Source organism: Cupriavidus sp. CP313 (assembly GCF_054072015.1).
This window is the reverse complement of record NZ_JBSVZB010000004.1, coordinates 237,232-258,621: the sequence shown is the minus strand read 5'-3', so window position 1 is coordinate 258,621 and position 21,390 is coordinate 237,232. Positions and strand designations below refer to the sequence as shown.

Below are 21,390 nucleotides of genomic sequence, written 5' to 3'. Positions count from 1 at the left end.
CCGCGGTCGTCAGCCGATCCGCTTGAGCTGTTGCTTGTACATGGCCTGCCGGGTGGCGTAGGTCTCGGCGTTGCGGTACAGGTTGGCGACGTCGGCGTCGGTCAGCTGGCGCACCACCTTGGCCGGCGCGCCCAGGATCAGCGAGCGGTCCGGGAAGACCTTGCCCTCGGTCACCACGGCACCGGCGCCGACCAGGCATTCCTTGCCGATCACGGCGCGGTTCAGCACCACGGCCTGGATCCCGATCAGCGAGCCTTCGCCCACGGTGCAGCCATGCAGCATGGCCTGGTGGCCGATCGAGACCTTGTCGCCCAGCGTCAGCGGGCAGCCCGGGTCGGTATGCAGCACCGAGCCTTCCTGGATGTTGGTGTCCTCGCCCACCACGATCGGTTCGTTGTCGCCGCGGATCACGACACCGGGCCAGGCGCTGGCGCGGGACTTGAGGGTCACGTTGCCGATGACGGTGGCTTCGGGGGCCACGTAGGCATCGCTGTCGATATTGGGCTTGACGTCGCCGAGCTGGTAAAGCGCCATGAGGTCTCCTGCACGAAAGGCTTTTGTTGAAGTGGGGGTTGCCGCCGGACTTTAAAGGGCCAGGGTAGGGTGCGGGCGCGCGGCGCCACGGCGACTGCGCGGCTTGCCCGGCAGTCGGGCACCGGCCAGGCCCTACAATGGCGGCAGACCCGGATTTTACGCTCATGCCAGAAAAAACACCCGCCGCCGCCTTGCCTGAACCGTCACTTTCTCCGCGCCACCAGGCGCTGGCGGTGCTGTGCATGACGGATCCCCGGCAGAAGTCCGTGGCGGCGCGAGCACTTTACCGCCATGTGACAACGTTGCCGGACGAGGCGCTTGCCGCCGGCGAGGCGATCCAGGCCGATGCCGGCCAGGCCATCCCCGGCCGCCCCGCGCGGCCGCCGCTGGTGGCGCCGCAAGACGTCGAGCGGCGCCGCTCGCTGCATACCCCGGCCGGGCGCGCGGCGATGATCCATGCGCTGTGCCATATCGAGTTTAATGCCATCAACCTGGCGCTGGATGCGGCCTGGCGCTTCGCCGGCATGCCGCCCGGCTACTACCGCGACTGGCTGCGCGTGGCCGATGAAGAGGCGTACCACTTCACGCTGCTGGCCGGCCACCTTGGCACGCTGGGCGCGGCCTACGGCGACTTCCCTGCCCACAACAGCCTGTGGGAGATGACCGACAAGACCGCCGGCGACGTGCTGGCGCGCATGGCGCTGGTGCCGCGCACGCTGGAGGCGCGCGGGCTCGATGCCTCGCCGCCGGTGCGCGCCAGGCTGGCCGGCGCCGGCGACCACGCCGCCGCGGCCATCATCGACATCATCCTGCGCGACGAGGTCGGCCACGTCGCCATCGGCAACCACTGGTACCGCTGGCTGTGCGCGCAGCGCGGCCTGGACCCCGTTACCACCTACGCGCAGCTGGCCGAGCAGTACCGCGCGCCGAAGCTGCGCGGGCCGTTCAATCTCGATGCGCGGCGCGCGGCGGGCTTTGATGAAGATGAACTGGCCTGGCTGGAGGCATCGGCCGGTTAGACCTGCCGTCCAGTGCCTCAGCCGCGCGGCGGAAAGCCATGCTTGCGCGCCGACCAGACCGCCAGCCAGGTTGCGGCGAGCAGGGCAGCCAGCACGGGCGGGAATGCGCCGATCCCGAAGCCATCGAGCAGCAGCCCGCCGATGACGCCGCCGCCGGCGATGGCAATATTCCAGGCCGTGACCAGCATCGACTGGGCCACGTCCGCGGATTTGCCGGCGGTCTTTGCCAGCGCCGTCTGGAACAGCGTGGAGACGCCGCCGAAGCCCAGGCCCCAGATCGCGGCCGCGGCATAGACCACGGCCGGGTGCCCGCCCCCGGCCCCAAGCGCCAGCACCGCAAGCCCGAACAGCAGCGTGCTGGCCAGCGTCAGCGCCCGCAGCCACTTGTCGATCAGCACGCCGGTGATCCAGATGCCGGCGAGCGAGGCCACGCCGAACACGAACAGGACCAGATCAAGCCGTGCCCCGGCGTTGCCGGCTCGCAGGAACGGCGCGATATAGGTGTAGAGGATGTTGTGCGCCAGCACGAAGGCGAGCGTCACGAACAGCACGGGACGCACGCCCGGCACGGTGAATACGCGCGCGATCGGCAGCCGCTGGCCGGCGGGCTGGCCGGCAAAATCCGGCACGCTGGCCAGCACCCAGGCAATCAGGCCCAGCGTCAGCACGCTGATGATGCCGAAGCACGCGCGCCAGCCCATGAGGGCACCGAGGAAGGTCCCGGATGGCACGCCCAGCGACAAGGCCAGGGGGATGCCAACCATCGCGACAGCAATGGCACGACCCTTGAGGTGATCCGGAACCATGCGCGCGGCATAGCCAGCCAGCAGCGCCCACAGCAGTCCGGCCGAGACACCCGCAAGGAAGCGCGCCGCCATCGTCAGGACATAGTTGCCGGACCAGGCCGTCGCGGCGTTGGCGACGGCAAATCCCGCGATGGCAAGCAGCAGCAGCGGCCGTCGCCGCAGCCCTTGCGTGGCCGCCGTCAGCGGCATGGCGGCCACCAGTGAACCGAAGGCGTAGATGGTGACGAGCTGGCCGGCAAGCGGCTCGGAGATGGCAAGGCCCGCGCCGATCTGCGGCAGCAGCCCTGCCGGCAAGGCCTCGGTCAGGACGGTGATGAAGCCTGCGACGGCAAGCGCAAGCAGTGCCGGAAGCGGTAGCCGCGCAGGCTGCGCGCCCTGCTGTGCATCGTTCGCAAGCGTGTTGGTGGCTGTCGTCATGTTGGTGCCTTGATAAGGGGTGATGTGTTGCGTGGATGGTTACGCGGCAGCGGGGGCGACACCGTAGACCGCGTCACGCAGGTCGGTGACAAAGCGGCCGGACATGCCCTCGTACAGCGTGTTGGTGAACGCCACCACGCTCAGTCCCTGGCTGCGGTCGACGAACCAGGCGTGGCCGTAGGCGCCGCCCCAGCGCCAGGTGCCGGTGGCTTCCGGGGAACCCGCCCGGCGCGGATCGCGCAGCACCGAGAAGCCCAGCCCGAAGCCGGTTCCCGGCGCATCGGGCAGGTCCAGGCCGCCGGTCTGGTCGCGCGCCATGTCCTCGACCAGGGCGGATGGCAGCAACGCGCCGCCGCCCTGGCGCAAGGTCTCCAGCAGGCGCAGGAAGTCTTGCGCCGTGCCCGCCATGCCCGCGCCGCCGGAGGGGAAGGCCCGCGCATTGAAGATGCGGGCGGGGCTGTAGGGAATGCCAACCGTGCCTTCGACCACGGGCACAGCTTCGCTTTCGCGCAGGCGCTGCGGGTGCGGGTTGTCATTCACATACGGCGTCGGCACGCGGTGCGCATCGCGTGCCACGAAGCCGGTGTCGTCCATGCCCAGCGGGCCGGTCACCAGCTGGCGCACTGCTGTGTCCAGCGGCGTGCCATGGACGCGCTCGATCAGCGCGCCCAGCACGTCGGTCGCGAGCGAGTAGCCCCACGCGGTACCGGGTGTGTACAGCAAGGGCACGCTGGCGATGCGCCGCAGGTTTTCCGCCAGGCTGATGGTCGTGTCGTCCATGCCGTCGGAGACACCGGCGCGGGCATAGGGTCCGTCTTCGCCGGACTCGAAGAAGCGATAGCCCAGCCCCGCGGTATGGCTGAGCAGCTGCCGCGCCGTGATAGTGCCGGTCGGCCATCGGCCAGGCGCGGGCAAAATTCGGGCAGCCAACGGTCGATACCCTGGTCAAGGTCGAGATGGCCTTGTGCCACCAGTACCAGTGCAGCCACGGAGACGATCGGCTTGCTTGCCGAAGCCAGCCGGAAGACCGCATCCATGCGCATCGGCTGTCCGCTTTCCCGATCGGCCAGGCCTGCCGCCTGCTGGTGGACCAGTTCGCCGTCGCGGCTGGCCAGCACGACGGCGCCGACCAGTCGCCGTTGCTCCAGCGCCTGCCGGACCACGGCGTCGATGCGCGCATTCAGGGGCGCGCGGAATGCAGGGGACACACCTGGGCGCGGTGCAATCGCGGGGAGGGACACAGCGGATTCCTTGTTCAATAAGCGACCCGCCCACGATAAGGAACCAGCCATTAAAGAAAAAGTGGGCTACAGTTCCTTTTTCTCCGGAACTTTGTGTCCGCAATCGGGGGCATCATGGACAGCCTCAGTGGCTTCGCAGTGTTTGTGCAGGTGGCCGAGACCCGCAGTTTTGTCGCGGCGGGGCGCTTGCTGGGGGTGTCGGCCTCTGCCGTCGGCAAGAGCGTGGCGCGGCTGGAAGAAAGGCTCGGCGTACGGCTGTTCCATCGCAGCACGCGCAGCGTGACGCTGACCGCCGAAGGCACGCTGTTCCTGGAGCGCAGCCGGCGCGTGCTCGCCGAGATCGACGCGGCGGAGCTGGAACTGGCCGAAGCCACCGCGGCGCCGCGCGGCCGCCTGCGGGTGAGCTTGCCGCTGGTCAGCTCACTGGTCTTGCCCGTGCTGGGCGATTTCATGCGCGCGTATCCGGACATCGAGCTGGACCTGGATTTCACCGACCAGCTGGTCGATGTCATCGAGGAGGGCTTCGATGCGGTGGTCCGCACCGGCGAGCCCGCCGACTCGCGCCTGTCGGCGCGCAAGCTGGGTGCGTTCCAGGCGATGCTGGTGGCATCGCCCGAGTACCTGGCGCAGCGTGGCACGCCGAAGGTGCCTGCCGACCTGGCCGGCCATGCTTGCCTGCATTACCGTTTTCCCCACACCGGCAAGCTCGAGGCCTGGCCGCTGCGGCGCGCGCCCGGCGAGCCCGAGCTGGCGCTGCCGACATCGATGATCTGCAACAACATCGAGACGCGCCTGTGTTTTGCGCTGCGCGGCCTGGGCATTGCCTGCCTGCCGGATTTCGCCATCCGCGAGCAACTGGCCGATGGCAGCCTGTGCCAGGTACTGTCGGGCCATGTGGGGCCGGCCAAGGCCATTCATGTGCTCTGGCCGGCGAGCAGGCATCCCTCGCCCAAGGTGCGGGCGTTGGTTGATTTCCTGTGCGCGCGGGTTTTTCCTGCCGACGAGGCGCCGGCTGGGCAGGCCCGACGACGTGCCTAGGCGCGCTTGCCCGCGCGCTCTTCCTCCAGCAAGCGCAGCACGCGCCGCTGGATCTTGCCGGTGGTGGTCATCGGCAACTGGTCGATGAACTCGATTGCCTTCGGGTATTCATACGGCGCCAGCTGGCCGCGCACATGCGCCTGCAGCTCTGTGACCAGCGCCGCGTCGCCGTCGAACGAGCGCGCCACCGACGGCGTCAGCACCACGAAGGCCTTGACCACGGCGCCGCGCTCGGGGTCGGGCGAGGGCACCACGGCGCAGTTGGACACCGCCGGATGCTTGAGCAGGCAGTTCTCGATCTCGCTGGGCCCGATGCGGTAGCCCGAGGACTTGAACACATCGTCGGCACGCCCCTGGTACCACAGGTAGCCGTCGGCATCGACGCGTGCCAGGTCGCCGGTGCGGCACCAGCGCAGGCCGTCGCGCTCGGTGTACTTGCCCGCGGTGGCGGCCTCGTTCTTCCAGTAGCCGAGGAAGAACACCGGGTCCGGATGCCCGGCGCTGTCGGTCGCGCATACCGCCACCTCGCCGTCTTCGCCGGGCGGGCAGGGGCGGCCTTCGTCGTCGATCACCTGCACGCGGTGGCCCGGATAGGGGCGTCCCATCGGGCCCGGCCGTGCCGGCCAGCCCAGCTGGTTGTCGTCGTTCTGCGCGGTGCAGTTGCCGACGATGTAGTTGATCTCGGTCTGGCCGAACATCTCGTTGACGATCACGCCCAGCGCATCGCGGCACCAGCCGAACACGGTCTCGCCCACGGCCTCGCCGGCGCTCATCAGCGCACGCAGCCTGATGTCGTAGCGCTGCCGCGGCTCGGGGCAGGCCTTCATCATCTGCTTGAGCGCGGTCGGGAACAGGAAGGTGTTGGTGACGGCGTAGCGCTCCAGCAGCTCAAAGGCGCGCTCGGCGGAGAAGCGTCCCTGGTAGCCGACGATGGGCTTGCCGAAATACAGCGCTGGCATCAGCGCATCCCACAGGCCGCCGGTCCAGGCCCAGTCGGCGGGGCTCCAGAACACGTCGTCGTCCTGCGGATACCAGTTCTGCGAGCAGACAAAGCCGGTCAGGTTGCCGATCAGCGCGCGGTGCGGGATCAGTGCGCCCTTGGGCGGGCCGGTGGTGCCGCTGGTGTAGATCAGCACGGCGGCTTCGTCGGCCTTGGTCTGCTCGGCGGTAAAGGCGGGCAGCTGCGCGGCCAGCAGCACGTCCCAGTCGTAGTCGCCGCGGCCATGCGCGCCGCCGGCGGCAATCACGGTGGCCAGCGTCGGGCATTCCGGGCGCGCGGCCAGCACATTGTCGATGGAAGTCTCGTCGGCGATCGCCACGTTGGCTTCGCTGTGTGCGATGCGGTAGGCCAGCGCCTCGGGCCCGAACAGCATCGACAGCGGCATGGCGATGGCGCCGAGCTGGTAGATCGCCATATGCGCGATCACGGTCTCGATCCGCTGCGGCATCACGATCGCCACGCGGTCGCCACGCGCCACGCCCAGTGCGCGCAGCGCCGCCGACAGGCGGTTGGCTTCGGCCTGGATATGGGCAAAGGTATGCGCGTTGCGGCGGCCGTCCTCATGCTCGGTATAGACCGCGATGCGGTCCATCGTGGCCGAGTCGCGCGCCCAGCGCCCGCAGCAGGCCTCGGCGATATTGAAATGCGGGGGGATTTCCCAGCGGAAGGATTCATACAGGGCGCGGTAGTCGTCGCGCCGGCTTGCCGGCAAGGCAGCTGCGGCCATCCAAAGTCTCCGGTAGGTTCGGATCGCGGCAATCGCGGCCCCCGATATGGCGGTGGCAGCTATAATGCCCGCAAGCGAACGATCGTTCTATTTTGTGTGGGCTTCCCTCGCCAGCCCCCGTGGCGCCGCGCCCAGCGGCAGGAAGACCCACGCGCCAGGGTGGAGACAATGACAATCAAGGAAACCTCGCGGTCTGAATTTATCACGTTGCGCGGGCTGCGCTACCACGTGCGCCACTGGGGCAAGCCCGGCGCGCGCAAGCTGTTCATGCTGCATGGCTGGATGGATGTGGCCGCGTCGTTCCAGTTCCTGGTCGACCACCTGCGCGGCGACTGGCACGTGATTGCGCCGGACTGGCGCGGGTTTGGCGAGACCGACTGGCCCACGCGCTACCCGGGCACGCAGTCCTACTGGTTCGCCGACTATATCGCCGACCTGGAGGCCTTGCTCGACCATTACGAGCCCGACGGCCAGGTCGACCTGGTCGGCCACAGCATGGGCGCCAACGTGATCTGCCTGTATGCCGGCATCCGCCCGCAGCGCGTGCGCCGCGTGGTGGACCTGGAGGGCTTCGGCATGACGGCGACGCGGCCGGTGCATGCGCCGAAGCGCTTTGCGCGCTGGCTCGACGAACTGCGCGCCGGCTCGGAACTGAAGACGTATGACAGCGTGGACGGCGTTGCCGCCCGGCTGCAGAAGACCAACCCGCGCCTGCCCGACGACCGTGCCGCCTTCCTGGCCGCGCACTGGTCGCGCCGCAATGCGGACGGCCGCTGGGAGATCCTGGGAGACCCGGCGCACAAGCTGGTCAACCCGATGCTGTACCGGCTCGATGAGGTGACGGCGGTCTGGGAGCAGGTCAGCGCGCCAGTGCTGCATGTGGAAGCGCGCGATTCGGAGACGCTGCGCAATATCGCACACAAGCAGACCATCGACGAATTTAAGGAGCGCTTCCGCGCGTTCCGTGACTTCCGTGAGGCGGTGGTCGATGACGCCGGCCACATGCTGCATCACGACCAGCCCGCCGCGGTGGCGGAGCTGGTGGAGTCGTTCTGCAGCGCGGTGTGAGCGCTGCCGCCGCCGCTCAGGCGTGCGTCAGCTTTTCCTTCAGCGCGGCGTTGTTGCTGGTGTGCACGTGCACCAGCGCCTTTTCCGGGAAGGCGTAGTGGTAGGCGCGGCGCAGCGCCAGCGCGGCCTCGTGGAAGCCTGACAGGATCAGCTTCTGCTTGTTGGTGTAATAGGCGATATCGCCCGCGGCAAAGATGCCCCGGCGCGAGCTTTCATAAGTGGTGGTGTCGACCAGGATGCGGCCGGCGCGCATGTCCATGTCCCAGTGCGCGATCGGGCCCGGCTCGGACACCAGGCCGTACAGCGCCACCAGTTCATCGGCGGGCAGCACCGTGCTGCCGTCGCGGGTGCGCACCTCGACCTCGGTCAGCGGGCCGTCCTGGCCTTCGGTGCGCAGGGCGCCGAGCATGCCGACCACGAAATCCATCTCGCCGGCCGCCACCGCCTCGTGCATTTCCGCGACGGTGCCGTCGGCCGCGCGGAAGCCTTCGCGCCGGTGCAGCAGCGTCACGCGCGCGGCCACCTTGCGCAGCGCCAGCGCCCAGTCCAGCGCCGAGTCGCCGCCGCCGGCCACCACCACGCGCTTGCCGGCAAAGCGCGACACATCGCGCACGGCATAGTGCACGTGGCGGCCTTCCAGCGCCGGCGCTTCCGGCAGCGCTACGCGCTGCGGCGCAAACGCGCCCACGCCGGCGCAGACCAGCACCGCGGCGACGTCGAAGCGCTTGCCGCCGTCGGTGGTCACCAGCAGGCGTTCGTGCGCGGCATGTTTCTCCGGCGCGGGCTGTGCCGGGATTTCAGACACGCTTTCCGCGCGCTGGCCGAAGTGCATCGGGAAGGCGAACGGCGCGCATTGCTCCAGCAGCCGGTCGACCAGGTCCTGCGCCAGGCAGCCCGGCACGGCGGGGATGTCGTAGATCGGTTTTTCGGGATAGAGCTCGGTGCACTGGCCGCCGGCGCGGTCCAGCACATCGATCAGCTCGCATTTGAGGCCGAGCACGCCGGCCTGGAACGCGGCAAAGAGCCCGACTGGGCCGGCGCCCACGATCAGGACATCGGTGGTGGTGACGGGGGCGGCTGCGAGGGGGGTAGCGGTGGGCATTGGGCATGGCGGGCACGCCAGGTGCCCGCAAAAAGACGGTGCAAGGCCCGACTATACCCCGCACATCGCCCGTTTCCGCCGACGCCAGCGTTGCCGGCAGGGCTTTGGCATGGCTTCCCCAGGGTGCGCCGGCGTCACGCATGGAGGGGGCGACGGGAGTAGAATGGCCCCATGCAAAACGCCCACGCCATCAATGCCGACCTGCATTGCCATTCCACCGTGTCTGACGGCACGCTGGCGCCGCGCGCCATCGCGGAAATCGCCCGCGACGCGGGTGTCGCGTTCTGGGCGCTGACCGACCACGACGAACTGGGCGGGCAGGCCGAGGCGCGTGCCGCGGCCGAGGAATTCGGCATGCGCTATGTGCCGGGCGTGGAAATCTCGGTGACCTGGGCCGGGCAGACCGTGCATATCGTCGGGCTGCAGATCGACCCGTTCTGCCCGGAGCTGATCGATGGCCTGACCGATACCCGCTCGGGCCGCGCGCGCCGCGCGCGCGATATCGCTGACGCGCTGGCAAAAGTGGGCATCACCGGCGCCTATGAAGGGGCGCTGCAGCACGTGGGCAACCCGGACCTGATCTCGCGCACGCACTTTGCGCGCTGGCTGGTCGACCAGGGCCGTTGCGCCACCGTCGGCGACGTCTTCAGCAAATACCTGTCGGAGGGCCGCCCCGGCTATGTCGGCCACCGCTGGGCCAGCCTGGGCGACGCAGTCGGCTGGATCCGCGCCGCCGGCGGCATCGCCGTGATCGCGCACCCGGGCCGCTACAACTACACCGATACCCAGCACGACGCGCTGTTCGATGAATTCACCGCCCTGGGCGGTGGCGCCGTCGAGGTCGTGACCGGCAGCCACACGCCCGACCAGTACCGCCGCTATGCCGAGGTGGCCCGCCACTACGGGCTGCTGGCCTCGCGCGGCACGGACTTCCACGGCCCCGGCGAAGGGCGCGTTGAGCTGGGCAAGCTGCCGCCGCTGCCGCCGACGGTGACGCCGGTCTGGCACGACTGGTAGACGCAAGCCCGGCCTGGCCGGGGTACCCCCCAGATTCCGCTCCGATCTGTCTGAATCCGCCACCCTGGTCCATGTCACAGTACTTCGAGATCCATCCGCTCAATCCGCAGTCGCGCCTGGTCAAGCAGGCCGCCCAGATCCTGCAGAAGGGCGGCCTGATTGCGCTGCCGACCGATTCCAGCTATGCGCTGGCCTGCCGGCTCGACGACAAGGGCGCCGTCGAGCGCCTGCGCCGGCTGCGCGGCATCGATGACCGCCACCACCTGACGCTGATGTGCCGCGACCTGTCCGAGCTCGGCAACTTTGCCCGCGTCGACAACCGGCAGTACCGCTGGCTCAAGGGCGCCACGCCGGGCCCGTACGTGTTCATCCTGGAAGCCACCAAGGAAGTGCCGCGGCGGCTGTCGCACCCGGCGCGCAAGACCATCGGCGTGCGCGTGCCTGAACACGCGATTCCGCTGGCACTGCTGGGCGAGACCGGCGAGCCGCTGATCTCGGCCACGCTGCAGATGCCGGGCGACGAAGAGCCGCTCAACGACCCGGCGGAAATCCGCGCGCGGCTGGAGAAGCAGCTTGACCTGGTGGTGTGCGGCGGCCCGGCGCCGGCGCAGCCGACCACGGTGATCGACCTGACCGGCGGCGAGCCCGAGCTGATCCGCGCGGGCCGCGGCGACGTCGAGCGCTTCGGGCTCTGAGTTCCCCAGGCGCTGCCACCCCGCTTGTCGGGTGCACAAGCGTGCGCCCGGGAGGCGCCGGGCCGTTACAATAGGGACCATGGATTCCTCCCTTATCCAGACCTTCGCGGTCTATGCCCTGCCGGTGCTGTTCGCCATCACGCTGCATGAGGCGTCGCACGGCTACGTGGCCAAGCTGTTCGGCGACGACACGGCCTATGCGCTCGGGCGCGTCAGCCTGAACCCGATCCGCCATATCGATCCGATCGGCACAATCGCGGTGCCGCTGCTGCTCTACATCATGACCAGCGGCCAGTTCGTGTTCGGCTATGCCAAGCCGGTGCCGGTGGCGTTCGAGCGCCTGCGCAACCCGCGCTGGCACGGCATGTGGGTGGCGCTGGCCGGGCCGGCCAGCAATGTGGTGCAGGCCTTCGTCTGGGTGCTGCTGGCCATCGGCCTGACCTGGGGCGGCGTGCGCGAGCCGTTTTTCGGCGAGATGGCGCTGGCGGGCGTGCGCGTCAACCTGGTGGTGGCGGCCTTCAACCTGTTCCCGGTGCCGCCGCTGGACGGCGGCCGCGTGCTGACCGCGCTGCTGCCGCAGGGCATTGCCCGCGCGGTGTCGCGCATCGAGCCATACGGCATCTTCGTGGTGCTGGCGCTGGTGGCCGCGGGCGTGATCACCACGGTCTGGATGACGCCGGTGGTCAATGTGCTGATGTCGCTGATCGAGCTGCTGCTGCGCCCGATTGTGATGCTGCTGCATTGACGTGCCGGGGAACGCCATGACGCTATCGCATGCCGGGCTTTCGGCCCCTTCCGCCTGGGTTGCCCGCTGGGCCCGCCTGCTGCGCCCCGGCGCCCGCGTGCTGGACCTGGCCTGCGGCAGCGGCCGCCATGCCGCCTGGCTGGCGGCGCGCGGCCATCCGGTGCTGGCCGTCGACCGCGACGCCGAGGCCATCGCCGGCCTGCCGGCCGGCGTGACCGGCCGGCAGGCCGACCTGGAGCAGGGCGCCTGGCCGCTGGCCGGCGAGGCGCCGTTCGACGCCATCGTCGTCACCAATTACCTGCACCGGCCGCTGTGGCCACACCTGGCGGCGGCGCTGGCGCCGGGCGGCGTATGGATCCATGAGACCTTTGCCGCAGGCAATGAAACCGTCGGCAAGCCGTCGCGGCCGGATTTCCTGCTGCGGCCGGGCGAATTGCTCGAAGTGGCGCGCCAGTATGGCCTGCGTGTGGTCGCCTATGAGGATGGCCTGGTCGAAGTGCCGAAAACAGCCTTCGTGCAGCGGATATGTGCGGTGCGCGAGGCGGCTGCGGGCGCCGATGCGCCTGCGCCGGCACGCTACCGGCTCGACGCCTGAGCCAGGCATGGCGCTGTCGGCGAGAATGCCGCTGCACACGTTGAAACAGTTGGTATCAACCCCTGTCCGGGCGGCGGTCGAAGCGGCCTGCGGTTCCGGTACAATCCCGTTATTCGCATCCCGAATTCCTTAACCTTATGACACAGATTACCGGCAGCATCGTCGCCATCGTTACCCCGATGCATGAAGACGGCAGCCTGGACTTCCCGGCCCTGCGCGCACTGGTCGACTGGCACGTGGCCGAAGGCACCGACGGCATCGTGATCGTGGGCACCACCGGCGAGTCCCCGACGGTTTCCGTCGAGGAGCACTGCGAACTGATCCGCGTTGCCGTGGAGCAGGCCGGCAAGCGCATCCCGATCATCGCGGGCACCGGCGGCAACTCCACCAGGGAGGCCATCGAGCTGACCGCCTTCGCCAAGAAGGTGGGCGCCGATGCGTCGCTGCAGGTCGTGCCGTACTACAACAAGCCGACCCAGGAAGGCATGTACCGGCATTTCCGCACCATCGCCGAAGCGGTGGAGCTGCCGGTGCTGCTGTACAACGTGCCGGGCCGTACGGTCGCGGACATGAACAACGAGACCATCCTGCGCCTGGCGCAGGTGCCGGGCATCGTCGGCGTCAAGGAAGCGACGGGCAATATCGACCGCGCCGCGCAGCTGATCAAGGACGCGCCGGAAGGCTTTGCCATCTACAGTGGCGACGACCCCACCGCGGTTGCGCTGATCCTGCTGGGCGGCCACGGTAATATCTCGGTCACCGCCAACGTGGCACCGCGCAAGATGCACGAAATGTGCGTCGCGGCGCTCAAGGGCGACGTCGTCACCGCGCGCCGCCTGCACATGGAGCTGATCGGGCTGAACCAGGCCATGTTCATCGAGGCCAACCCGATCCCGGTCAAGTGGGCGCTCCAGCAGATGGGCAGGATGGAAGGCGGTATCCGCCTGCCGCTGACCCCGCTGTCCGAGGGCAACTATGACTATGTACGCAAGGCACTGGCCGCCGCCGGCCTGCTGGCTTGATCTTTCGCGGCGTCCTGCTGTCGCTCCACCTACTAGGATTGCGTGTCAATGAAACTGAAGCTTAACCGCCGCGGCGCGACGCAAGTCCGCCGCGCCGCCCTGGTTGTGCCCGTGCTCGCCGCTGGCGTGATCACCGGCTGCAGCAGCATCAACGAAGCGATGCAGCCGGACAAGATCGACTACAAGTCGTCGGCCTCGAAGCGCACGCCTACGCTGGATATCCCGCCCGACCTGACCAAGCTGGAGGGCGATCGCCGCTATTCGGTGCCCGATGCGAACGGCACCTCGACGCTGTCGACGTACAGCCAGGCCACCAAGGTGCGCGAGCAATCCCCGAGCGAGAACGTGCTGCCCTCCGCCCAGGGCATCCGCATGGAGCGCGACGGCAACCAGCGCTGGCTGGTGATCAGCAACGGCATGCGCGGCGATCAGCTGTGGCAGCAGCTGCGCGGCTTCTGGCAGGAAAGCGGTTTCCTGCTGGTGCAGGACTCGCCCGAGACCGGCATCATGGAAACGGACTGGGCCGAGAACCGCGCCAAGATCCCGCAGGACATCATCCGCAACACCATCGGCAAGGTCTTCGACGGCCTGTACTCGACCTCGGAGCGCGACAAGTTCCGCACCCGCGTCGAGCGCGCGCAGAACGGCACGCTGGAAGTCTTCATCAGCCACCGCGGTGCGCAGGAGCAGCTGACCGGCATCGACAAGTCGAGCACGGTCTGGACCCCGCGTCCGGCCGATCCTGAGTTGGAAGCCGAATTCCTGTCGCGCCTGGCCCAGCGCCTGGGCGTGCAGAAGGAACAGGCCGACCGCATGGCCAAGAACCCGGCGGCGGCGGGCAATACCGCAGCCGCTGCGGGCACGGCCGCCGCTGCCGGCACCGCAGCCGCCGCTGCTGGTGCCGATGGCGCCGCGCCGGCCAAGTCGTACCTGGCCCAGGTCAACGGCGCCCCGGCGCTGCAGCTGCCCGAACCGTTCGACCGCGCCTGGCGCTCGGTCGGCCTGTCGCTGGACCGCGTGAACTTCACCGTTGAGGACCGCGACCGCGGCCAGGGCCTGTACTACGTGCGCTATGTCGACCCGCGCACCGTCGCCGACAGCCGCGGCTTCTTCTCCAAGCTGTTCACCAAGCCGGACGATGGCAAGACCGCCAAGAAGTATCGCGTGGCGCTCAAGGGCACGGGCAGCGGCACGCTGGTGACGGTGCTCAACGATGCCGGCCAGCCTGAGAACGGCGAAATCGGCAAGCGCATCCTGTCGCTGATCGACGAGCAACTGCACTGAGCCGGCGCATGACTGCTGGCTTGCCAGCCGGCCGTCCTGGCCGGTGCCTGGCGGGGAGGGCGCAGCCATGATGCGCTTCGCCTTCCTCGGCAGCGGCAGCGAGGGCAACTCGCTGCTGATCGAATCCCGCGAAGACACCACCACCACGCGCGTGCTGCTGGACTGCGGCTTCGGCATCCGCGAGACCGCCCGGCGCCTGGAGCGCCTGGGCGTCGCGCCGGACCAGCTCGACGCCGTGCTGGTCACGCATGAGCATGGCGACCACGTCGGCTCGGCCTATGCCTTTGCCGCCCGCCATCGCCTGGCGGTCTACACCAGCCACGGCACCTGGCTGGCGACCTCGCACCTGCGCGGCGCCGATGCGGCCGACGTGCGCGTCTGCTGCGCCGACCATGCCATTGCCATCGGCGGACTGCAGGTGCTGCCGTACACCGTGCCGCACGATGCGCGCGAGCCGCTGCAGTTCGTCTTGTCGGACGGGCAGGCGAGGCTGGGCGTGCTGACCGATGCGGGCATGGAGACGCCTTACGTGACGGCGCGCCTGGCAGGCGTGGATGCGCTGGTGCTGGAATGCAACCATGACCGCGAGATGCTGCGCAATTCGGTCTACCCGGCTTCGCTGAAGCGGCGCATCGGCGGGGACTTCGGCCACCTGGCCAATGAAGTGGCGGCCAGTATCCTGGCGCAAGTTGCCCATGCCGGCCTGAACCGCGTGGTCGCGGCCCACCTCAGCAAGCAGAACAATACGCGTGAGCTGGCAACCGGGGCGCTGGCGGTGGCATTGGGTGCGCTGCCGACCGAGGTGCTGGTGGCAGACCAGGACGAGGGCCTGGACTGGCAGGCGGTGCGCGCCTGAGGGATACCTGGATGCAGCAGGGCGCAGTGCGGTAGCGGCGCCCAAATAAAAAAACCGGCCCGAAGGCCGGTTTTTTCATCGGTCAGGAACCGATTACTGCTTGGCAGCCGGAGCCGAAGCGTCAGCAGCCGGAGCAGCCGGGGCTTCAGCAGCGGGAGCCGAAGCGTCAGCAGCCGCAGCAGCCGGGGCTGCAGCAGCGGGAGCCGAAGCTTCAGCAGCCGGAGCGGCAGCAGCCGGAGCAGCCGTGTCAGCGGCCGGAGCGGCAGCTTCTTCCTTCTTGCCGCAAGCGGCGAGAGCAACAGCGGCCAGCAGCGATGCGATCAGGAGAGACTTCTTCATTGTTCGTCCTTTAACTTGTAATAACGGAAAACAGGCGATGAATAATTACCGGTAATTATCGCTCTTGAACTGCAAAATAGAGGCCCTCCCGGGTCCCGACAAATGCAATGGTCCACAGTACTAGCCAGCCAACGATTATATCCGCGTTTTCCCGGCTTGTGTAGCGCCGAAATTTACTGATTCGCAATGTTACGCATTATTACAGCCGCGGACCCAATTGCAGCCATCCTTCCAGCGTCCAGTGATGGAAAGTTTCCATCAGATCGGGTAGATCCGCGCACGCCGCAACATCTTCGCCACTAAGCTGCCGATAATCGGCCAACTTTTTCAGCCACTGCATCAGTTCGGCCGGCGGCTCGTAGGCTTCTCCATTGAGGAAGAAATTCGCGCGGTCGTAAAGAGCAATCGATGCCGATGGCAGTACGACACCATGGTGGGCCGCCAGTGTCGCATAACGGCGCAACGGCATGTCAGGTATCTCTGCAAATTCAACGCCAGGTTTGGGTTCGGACAGATGGCTGCCGAGGAATTCAGACACCATCTGGCTATTCCATTGGAGCGCCTTGAGCCGCTCGGCGACTGCCTTGGCCATGCCGGCGGGCAACTGCGCGGGCCGCGTGGCGGCGCGCTCGCCGGCGTCGGCATAACGGCCGCCGAGGTCTTCGTTGTCTTCGACCGTTTCAGACAGCCAGGCCAGGAAATGCCCGGCCAGCTCGCGGTAGGCCGGCGCGCGGAAGCCGATCGAGCAGGTCATGCATTCGCCCTCGGCAATGCCATCGTGCGCATATTGCGGGGGCAGGTAGAGCATGTCGCCGGGTTCGAGCACCCATTCCTGTTCCGCGTTGAAGTCGGCGAGGATCTTCAGCGGCATGTCCGGGATCAGCTCAAGGCTGGTCTGCGACGAAATGCGCCAGCGACGCCGGCCCGAGACTTGCAGCAGGAACACGTCGTAGGAGTCGAAGTGCGGGCCCACGCCGCCGCCGTCGGTGGCGTAGCTGATCATCAGATCATCCAGGCGAGCGTCGGGCACGAAACGGAAGCGGCCCATCAGTTCCGCAGCGCCGGCGTCGTGCAGATTTACCCCTTGCACCAGCAGGGTCCACTGGCGGGCCTTGACGCCGGGCAGGTTTTCGCGCGCAAATGGGCCATGCGCGAGTTTCCAGCGGTTGCGGAAGTGCGTCACCAGGCGCGATTCGACGTCGTCGCTGTCGGCCAGGTCGAAAAGAGCCTCGCGCGACACAGGCGGCACGATTCCGGGTACTGCCTGTCGAATCAGCAGGGGCTTGCGATGCCAGACATCCCGCATGAATGCAGCAGGCGTCATGCCACCAAGCAGGTCGAGCGGAGTGTCTGGATCGACGGGGCCAGGGGGCAGGGCCTGCGCGTATAATGCGGAATCGTTCATGGAGTCAAGAATTGAAAATCGCTAAGAATACTGTGGTGTCCGTGATGTACAAGCTATCGGACACGCAAGGCAATCTGATCGAGGAGTCAGATGAAGCCATGGTCTATTTGCACGGCGGGTATGATGGCACGTTCCCCAAGATCGAGGAAGCGCTCGACGGTCATGACGCGGGCTTCGAGACCCAGCTGCAGCTGGAGCCGGAAGACGCGTTCGGCGACTACGACGCCGATATGGTGAAGGTCGAGCCGCGCAACCGCTTCCCCGAGCCGCTGGAAGTCGGCATGCAGTTTGAAGGCATGCCCGAGGACGGCGACGAAGAGGACTCCGTCATCTACACGGTGACCGACGTGGCCGAGGACAAGGTCGTGCTGGATGGCAACCATCCGCTGGCCGGCATGGCGCTGCGCTTCTGGCTGAAAGTTTCTGAAGTCCGCGAGGCCACCGCCGACGAAATCGAGCACGGCCACGCCCATGGCGCCTCCGGCGTTGAAGTCGTGGATGAGGACGAGGACGACGACACGCCGCGCACGCTGCACTGATCGTATTTCCGCACCCCATGAAAAAGCCGGCCGCAGCCGGCTTTTTTTGGTTTTCGGGCGGCAAGCCGTCTCAGTGCAACGCCGGTGCGTCCTTGAGCATGACCGCGAATGGTGACGCCGCGCCAGGCGTGATCACCAGCTCGGCCCATTGCGAGACCGTGCTGGTGGGCAGCGACACGCGCGTGAAGTTCTGCATGACCTTGCCGGCCGCATCGCGCAGCGGCTTGTCGATGCCGAAGCCGTTGTCGGCCCCGTTTCCGCCCGCATGCACCAGCAGCACCTGGCCGCGGAAACGACCGGCCAGCTCGCGCAGCTGGCGCTTGAATTCCAGGTAGCCATCGCGGGTGCGGTGGCGCATGAAGCCGTCCAGCAGCGTCAGGCGGCCTTTCTTCTCCCAGCCGTTGGCAAAATGCGGGTCGCCGTGGACCACCACCACGATGCCGTTCATGTCGCGTTGCCGCGCCACCGAGAACGCGCGCGCCAGCCACTGGCGGTTGGCCTCGCGCCGGTCCTCGAACTCGCCGTTGCGCCCGCCTTCGTTGCGGTAGTGGTTGTTGTCGCCCGGCAGGTTCATGCCGACGAGCAGGATATCGCCCACCTCCATGCGCATGTTTTCGCGGAAGCTGCGGAACAGCGCCTGGTCCGACTGCCGCAGCAGCGGCCGCGGATGCCGGCCGAGCGTGGCGTCCTCAGGGAAGAACAGCTCACGCAGCCGGTTCAGGCGCTCGACCGCGTCAAAGCTGCCGTTGACCGGCAGCCGGCATTCGGACCAGTCGGTCTCGCCGGGCACGTAGACCAGCGGCAGCGGCGACTGGTCCAGCAGTTGCTGGCGGCTGCCCAGCACCGCATCGCTGCACGATTCCGTATCGCCCTTGATGCCGCCGGCATGAATGACCAGGTCCAGCTTGCGCTCGCCGAAGTAGTCGAGCAGTGCTGCCGCGTTGGCCTCCGCGGCCGGCCACTGGGGCAGGTCGGCGATCAGCGCGATGCGTGTCAGCTGTGGCCGGGCCGGTGCCTTGGCGCCGCGGCCCGCGGGCGCGGCCCATGCCATGCCGGCCGTGCAAAGCAGCGGCAGCAGCATGGCAAGCAGGGCACGGCGTGCAGCGTTCATGCGGCGTCGAGCGCCTCGCCTGCCAGTGCCTTGAGCCGGTACAGCGCCTCCAGCGCGGCGCGCGGCGTCAGGGTGTCGGGGTCCAGGCCGGCCAGCGCATCGACCAGCGCGGCCGGTTCGGGTGCGAGCGCGGGTGCCAGCGGCGCGGGCACGGTCGCCGGGGCGGCGCCGAAGTCGTCCTCGTCGTCCTCGGGCGTTGGCGGTGCCGCGAACAGGTCCAGCTGCGGCGTGGGCGTGGCGTCGGCCGATTGCTGCTCCAGCCAGGCCAGGTGCTTGCGCGCGGCGCGGATCACCGGCTGCGGCACGCCGGCCAGCTGCGCTACCTGCAGGCCGTAGCTCTGGCTGGCGGGGCCGTCCTGCACCGCGTGCAGGAAGACAATGCCATCGCCATGCTCGACCGCCGACAGGTGCACGTTGGCTGCCTGCGGGAACTCTTGCGGCAGCTGCGTCAGCTCGAAGTAATGTGTGGCGAAGAGTGTATGGCTGCGGTTGTGCGACAGCAGGTGGCGCGCGATTGCCCAGGCCAGCGCCAGCCCGTCGAAGGTCGAGGTGCCGCGTCCGATCTCGTCCATCAGCACCAGCGAAGCCGGGGTCGCGTGGTGCAGGATGCCGGCGGCCTCGGTCATCTCGACCATGAAGGTGGAGCGACCGCCCGCGAGGTCATCGGCGGCGCCGATGCGGGTAAAGATGCGGTCGATCGGCCCGATCACCGCGCGCCGTGCCGGCACGTAGGCGCCCACGCAGGCCAGCAGCACGATCAGTGCGGTCTGGCGCATGAAGGTCGACTTGCCGCCCATGTTCGGGCCGGTGATCAGCAAGAGCTTGCGCGCTTCATTGAGCTGGCAGTCGTTGGCGATGAACGCCACCGACTCCGCTGCGAGCTGCCCTTCGACCACCGGATGGCGGCCCTGCACGATGTCGACCACGTTCTCGGCGACGCGCTCCGGCGCGGACCAGTCCAGCGTCTGCGCGCGCTCGGCCAGCGCCGTCAGCACGTCCAGCCGCGCCAGCGCGCCCGCCACCCGCTGCAGCTCGCCGATATGCGGCAACAGCGCCTGCAGCAGGCCGTCGTAGAGCTGCTTCTCGCGCGCGAGCGCGCGGTCCTGTGCCGACAGCGCCTTGTCCTCGAAGGCCTTCAGCTCAGGCGTGATGTAGCGCTCGGCATTCTTCAGCGTCTGGCGGCGGCGGTAGTCGTCGGGCACCTTGTCGGCCTGGCCGTTGGTGACCTCGATATAGAAGCCATGCACGCGGTTGAACTCGACGCGCAGGTTGGCAATGCCGGTGCGGGCGCGTTCGCGCACTTCCAGGTCGATCAGGAACTGGCCGCAGTTCTCGGAGATGTCACGCAGTTCATCCAGGCCGGCATCGTAGCCGCGCGCGATCACGCCGCCGTCGCGCACCACGGTGGCCGGCTCTTCGGCCACGGCGCGCACCAGCAGGTCCAGGCAGTCCTGCGGCACGGCCAGGTCGTGCAGGGTCTGCGCCAGCAAGGTGCTGCCCTGGTCATCGCGGATGCAGGCCTGCACGTCCGGCAGCGCGCGCAACGTGTCGCGCAGCGAGGACAGGTCGCGAGGCCGCGCATTGAGCAGCGCCAGCCGCGAGGTGATGCGCTCGACGTCGGCCAGCCGGCGCAGCGCCGCGCGCAGGGCATCGGTGCCCTGGTCGATCAGCACGCCGATGGCCTGCTGGCGTGCCTGCGGCAGCGCCGGGTCGCGCAGCGGGTGGTGCAGCCAGTGGCGCAGCGCGCGGCTGCCCATGGCCGTACAGCAGGTGTCGAGCAGCGAGAACAGCGTCGGCGACTCGCCGCCGCGCAGGGTCTCGGTCAGTTCCAGGTTGCGCCGCGTGGCGGAATCCAGGCCGACATATTCCGATTCGCGCTCCACCTTCACGCCCTGCACATGGCGCAGCGACTGGCCCTGCGTGGTGGCGGCGTAGTTCAGCAGCGCGCCGGCCGCGCCCAGCGCGGCACCCAGCCCGGCACAGCCGAACGGGTCCAGGCTGGCCACGCCCAGCTGCTCGCGCAGCCGGCGCGTGCCGGCGTCCTGGTCGAAATGCCATTCGGGCAGGCGGGTACGCGCGCACGCCAGCGCGGGCAGCTCGATGCCATCGGCGTACAGCAGCTCGGCCGGGCGGATGCGCTCCAGCTCGCGGCCCAGTTGCGCCGCCTCGCATTCCATCAGGCGCAGCTCGCCGCTGGCCAGGTTCAGCCATGCCAGCCCGGTCTTGCTGACGCCGCGGCGCGTGGTCTGCTGGTGCACCGCCATCAGGAAGGTATCGGCCTTGTCCGGCAGCAGCGCGGCATCGGTCAGCGTGCCCGGGGTGACGATGCGCACCACCTTGCGCTCCACCGGCCCCTTGCTGGTGGCCGGGTCGCCGATCTGCTCACAGATCGCCACGGATTCACCCAGCTTCACCAGGCGCGCCAGGTACTGGTCCGCCGAATGGAAGGGGATGCCGGCCATGCGGATCGGTACCCCGTTGGAGGCGCCGCGCGCGGTCAGCGTGATGTCCAGCAGGCGCGCGGCCTTTTCGGCATCGTCGTGGAAGAGTTCGTAGAAGTCACCCATGCGGTAGAACAGCAGGGTGTCGGGGTGGTCTGCCTTGATGCGGAGATACTGCAACATCATTGGCGTGTGACGGCTCGCGGACGAATCTGCCTGCGCCTGTTCCGGGTCGGTTTTCTTCTGCAATCCCATTGCCATTTAGCCTGTCTGGCGGTGGGCCTGCGTGATGCTGCCCGCTCCGCTCGGATCACCGCCTTGCGCAAGCCGGATGGCGGCCGCGCGGGGCGTCCGGGCGGTCATCCGGCGGCCTGGGGCCAGGGCGCGAA

The 21,390-nt window shown here is 68.4% G+C and carries 19 protein-coding genes and 1 pseudogene; 11 read left to right on the top strand and 9 right to left on the bottom strand.

All coding sequences use genetic code 11. From position 1 onward, the window contains the following. Nucleotides 1-9: 9 nt before the first annotated feature. Nucleotides 10-534, bottom strand: coding sequence for a gamma carbonic anhydrase family protein (locus ACW4E8_RS07720; protein WP_010808992.1), 525 nt, complete (start codon nt 532-534; stop codon nt 10-12). A 137-nt stretch (nt 535-671) separates the two neighbouring features. Between ACW4E8_RS07720 and ACW4E8_RS07715 the strand changes: the two genes are divergently transcribed. Then, nucleotides 672-1,553, top strand: a complete 882-nt coding sequence (locus ACW4E8_RS07715; RefSeq protein WP_456803967.1) for a ferritin-like domain-containing protein — start codon at nt 672-674, stop codon at nt 1,551-1,553. A 17-nt stretch (nt 1,554-1,570) separates the two neighbouring features. Here ACW4E8_RS07715 and ACW4E8_RS07710 read toward each other — a convergent pair whose 3' ends face one another. Both ACW4E8_RS07710 and ACW4E8_RS07705 read right to left on the bottom strand, forming a co-directional pair. Further along, nucleotides 1,571-2,776, bottom strand: coding sequence for an MFS transporter (locus ACW4E8_RS07710; protein ID WP_456803966.1), 1,206 nt, complete (start codon nt 2,774-2,776; stop codon nt 1,571-1,573). Nucleotides 2,777-2,815: 39 nt separating this feature from the next. Continuing rightward, a pseudogene (locus ACW4E8_RS07705) lies at nt 2,816-4,068 on the bottom strand (serine hydrolase domain-containing protein). A gap of 63 nt (nt 4,069-4,131) precedes the next feature. On the opposite strand from ACW4E8_RS07705, the gene ACW4E8_RS07700 reads away from it, so the two are divergent. Further along, entirely contained in the window at nt 4,132-5,055 is a 924-nt protein-coding gene (locus ACW4E8_RS07700; RefSeq protein ID WP_456803965.1) for a LysR family transcriptional regulator, read from the top strand. Here ACW4E8_RS07700 and ACW4E8_RS07695 read toward each other — a convergent pair. Beyond that, complete coding sequence (locus ACW4E8_RS07695; protein WP_456803964.1) at nt 5,052-6,782, bottom strand: acyl-CoA synthetase; 1,731 nt, start codon at nt 6,780-6,782, stop codon at nt 5,052-5,054. The two genes, ACW4E8_RS07700 and ACW4E8_RS07695, sit on opposite strands and share 4 nt — an antisense overlap. Before the next feature lie 168 nt (nt 6,783-6,950). Here ACW4E8_RS07695 and ACW4E8_RS07690 point away from each other — a divergent pair, with 168 nt between their 5' ends. Next, nucleotides 6,951-7,850 (top strand): alpha/beta fold hydrolase, encoded by a 900-nt coding sequence (locus ACW4E8_RS07690; protein ID WP_456803963.1) that lies wholly within the window; start codon nt 6,951-6,953, stop codon nt 7,848-7,850. Between the two features lie 16 nt (nt 7,851-7,866). Here the strand turns inward: ACW4E8_RS07690 and ACW4E8_RS07685 are convergent, their stop codons facing one another. Next, nucleotides 7,867-8,952, bottom strand: coding sequence for an NAD(P)/FAD-dependent oxidoreductase (locus ACW4E8_RS07685; protein ID WP_456803962.1), 1,086 nt, complete (start codon nt 8,950-8,952; stop codon nt 7,867-7,869). Between the two features lie 171 nt (nt 8,953-9,123). On the opposite strand from ACW4E8_RS07685, the gene ACW4E8_RS07680 reads away from it, so the two are divergent. The 7 genes from ACW4E8_RS07680 (at nt 9,124) to ACW4E8_RS07650 (ending at nt 15,166) form a co-directional block, all read left to right on the top strand. Beyond that, on the top strand, nt 9,124-9,969 hold the full coding sequence (locus tag ACW4E8_RS07680; RefSeq protein ID WP_456803961.1) for a 3',5'-nucleoside bisphosphate phosphatase: 846 nt from the start codon (nt 9,124-9,126) through the stop codon (nt 9,967-9,969). A 71-nt stretch (nt 9,970-10,040) separates the two neighbouring features. Then, nucleotides 10,041-10,664, top strand: a complete 624-nt coding sequence (locus tag ACW4E8_RS07675) for an L-threonylcarbamoyladenylate synthase (protein WP_456803960.1) — start codon at nt 10,041-10,043, stop codon at nt 10,662-10,664. Nucleotides 10,665-10,743: 79 nt separating this feature from the next. Further along, nucleotides 10,744-11,409 carry a site-2 protease family protein gene (locus tag ACW4E8_RS07670; protein WP_013956158.1) on the top strand — a complete coding sequence of 222 codons (666 nt, stop codon included), beginning with the start codon at nt 10,744-10,746 and terminating at the stop codon, nt 11,407-11,409. Nucleotides 11,410-11,425: 16 nt separating this feature from the next. Next, on the top strand, nt 11,426-12,004 hold the full coding sequence (locus ACW4E8_RS07665; RefSeq protein WP_456803959.1) for a class I SAM-dependent methyltransferase: 579 nt from the start codon (nt 11,426-11,428) through the stop codon (nt 12,002-12,004). 137 nt (nt 12,005-12,141) lie between these two features. Next, complete coding sequence (dapA, locus tag ACW4E8_RS07660; protein ID WP_456803958.1) at nt 12,142-13,026, top strand: 4-hydroxy-tetrahydrodipicolinate synthase; 885 nt, start codon at nt 12,142-12,144, stop codon at nt 13,024-13,026. 48 nt (nt 13,027-13,074) lie between these two features. Further along, a complete protein-coding gene (gene bamC, locus ACW4E8_RS07655; RefSeq protein WP_456803957.1) occupies nt 13,075-14,310 on the top strand; it encodes an outer membrane protein assembly factor BamC in 1,236 nt (411 codons plus the stop codon). A gap of 67 nt (nt 14,311-14,377) precedes the next feature. Then, the gene (locus ACW4E8_RS07650) at nt 14,378-15,166 is read left to right on the top strand and encodes an MBL fold metallo-hydrolase (protein WP_456803956.1); all 789 of its coding nucleotides are present in this window, start codon (nt 14,378-14,380) and stop codon (nt 15,164-15,166) included. 93 nt (nt 15,167-15,259) lie between these two features. On the opposite strand, the gene ACW4E8_RS07645 is transcribed toward ACW4E8_RS07650, so the two are convergent. Then, nucleotides 15,260-15,505, bottom strand: a complete 246-nt coding sequence (locus ACW4E8_RS07645; RefSeq protein ID WP_456803955.1) for a hypothetical protein — start codon at nt 15,503-15,505, stop codon at nt 15,260-15,262. 199 nt (nt 15,506-15,704) lie between these two features. Continuing rightward, entirely contained in the window at nt 15,705-16,910 is a 1,206-nt protein-coding gene (locus ACW4E8_RS07640; RefSeq protein ID WP_456803954.1) for a ribosomal protein uL16 3-hydroxylase, read from the bottom strand. Nucleotides 16,911-16,921: 11 nt separating this feature from the next. On the opposite strand from ACW4E8_RS07640, the gene ACW4E8_RS07635 reads away from it, so the two are divergent. Continuing rightward, nucleotides 16,922-17,449: an FKBP-type peptidyl-prolyl cis-trans isomerase gene (locus tag ACW4E8_RS07635; RefSeq protein ID WP_456803953.1), complete on the top strand. Its 528-nt coding sequence runs from the start codon at nt 16,922-16,924 to the stop codon at nt 17,447-17,449. Between the two features lie 70 nt (nt 17,450-17,519). On the opposite strand, the gene ACW4E8_RS07630 is transcribed toward ACW4E8_RS07635, so the two are convergent. Further along, on the bottom strand, nt 17,520-18,560 hold the full coding sequence (locus tag ACW4E8_RS07630; protein WP_456803952.1) for a hypothetical protein: 1,041 nt from the start codon (nt 18,558-18,560) through the stop codon (nt 17,520-17,522). Then, nucleotides 18,557-21,256: a DNA mismatch repair protein MutS gene (mutS, locus tag ACW4E8_RS07625; protein WP_456804107.1), complete on the bottom strand. Its 2,700-nt coding sequence runs from the start codon at nt 21,254-21,256 to the stop codon at nt 18,557-18,559. The genes ACW4E8_RS07630 and mutS overlap by 4 nt, the downstream gene beginning before the upstream one ends. Between the last annotated feature and the right edge of the window lie 134 nt (nt 21,257-21,390).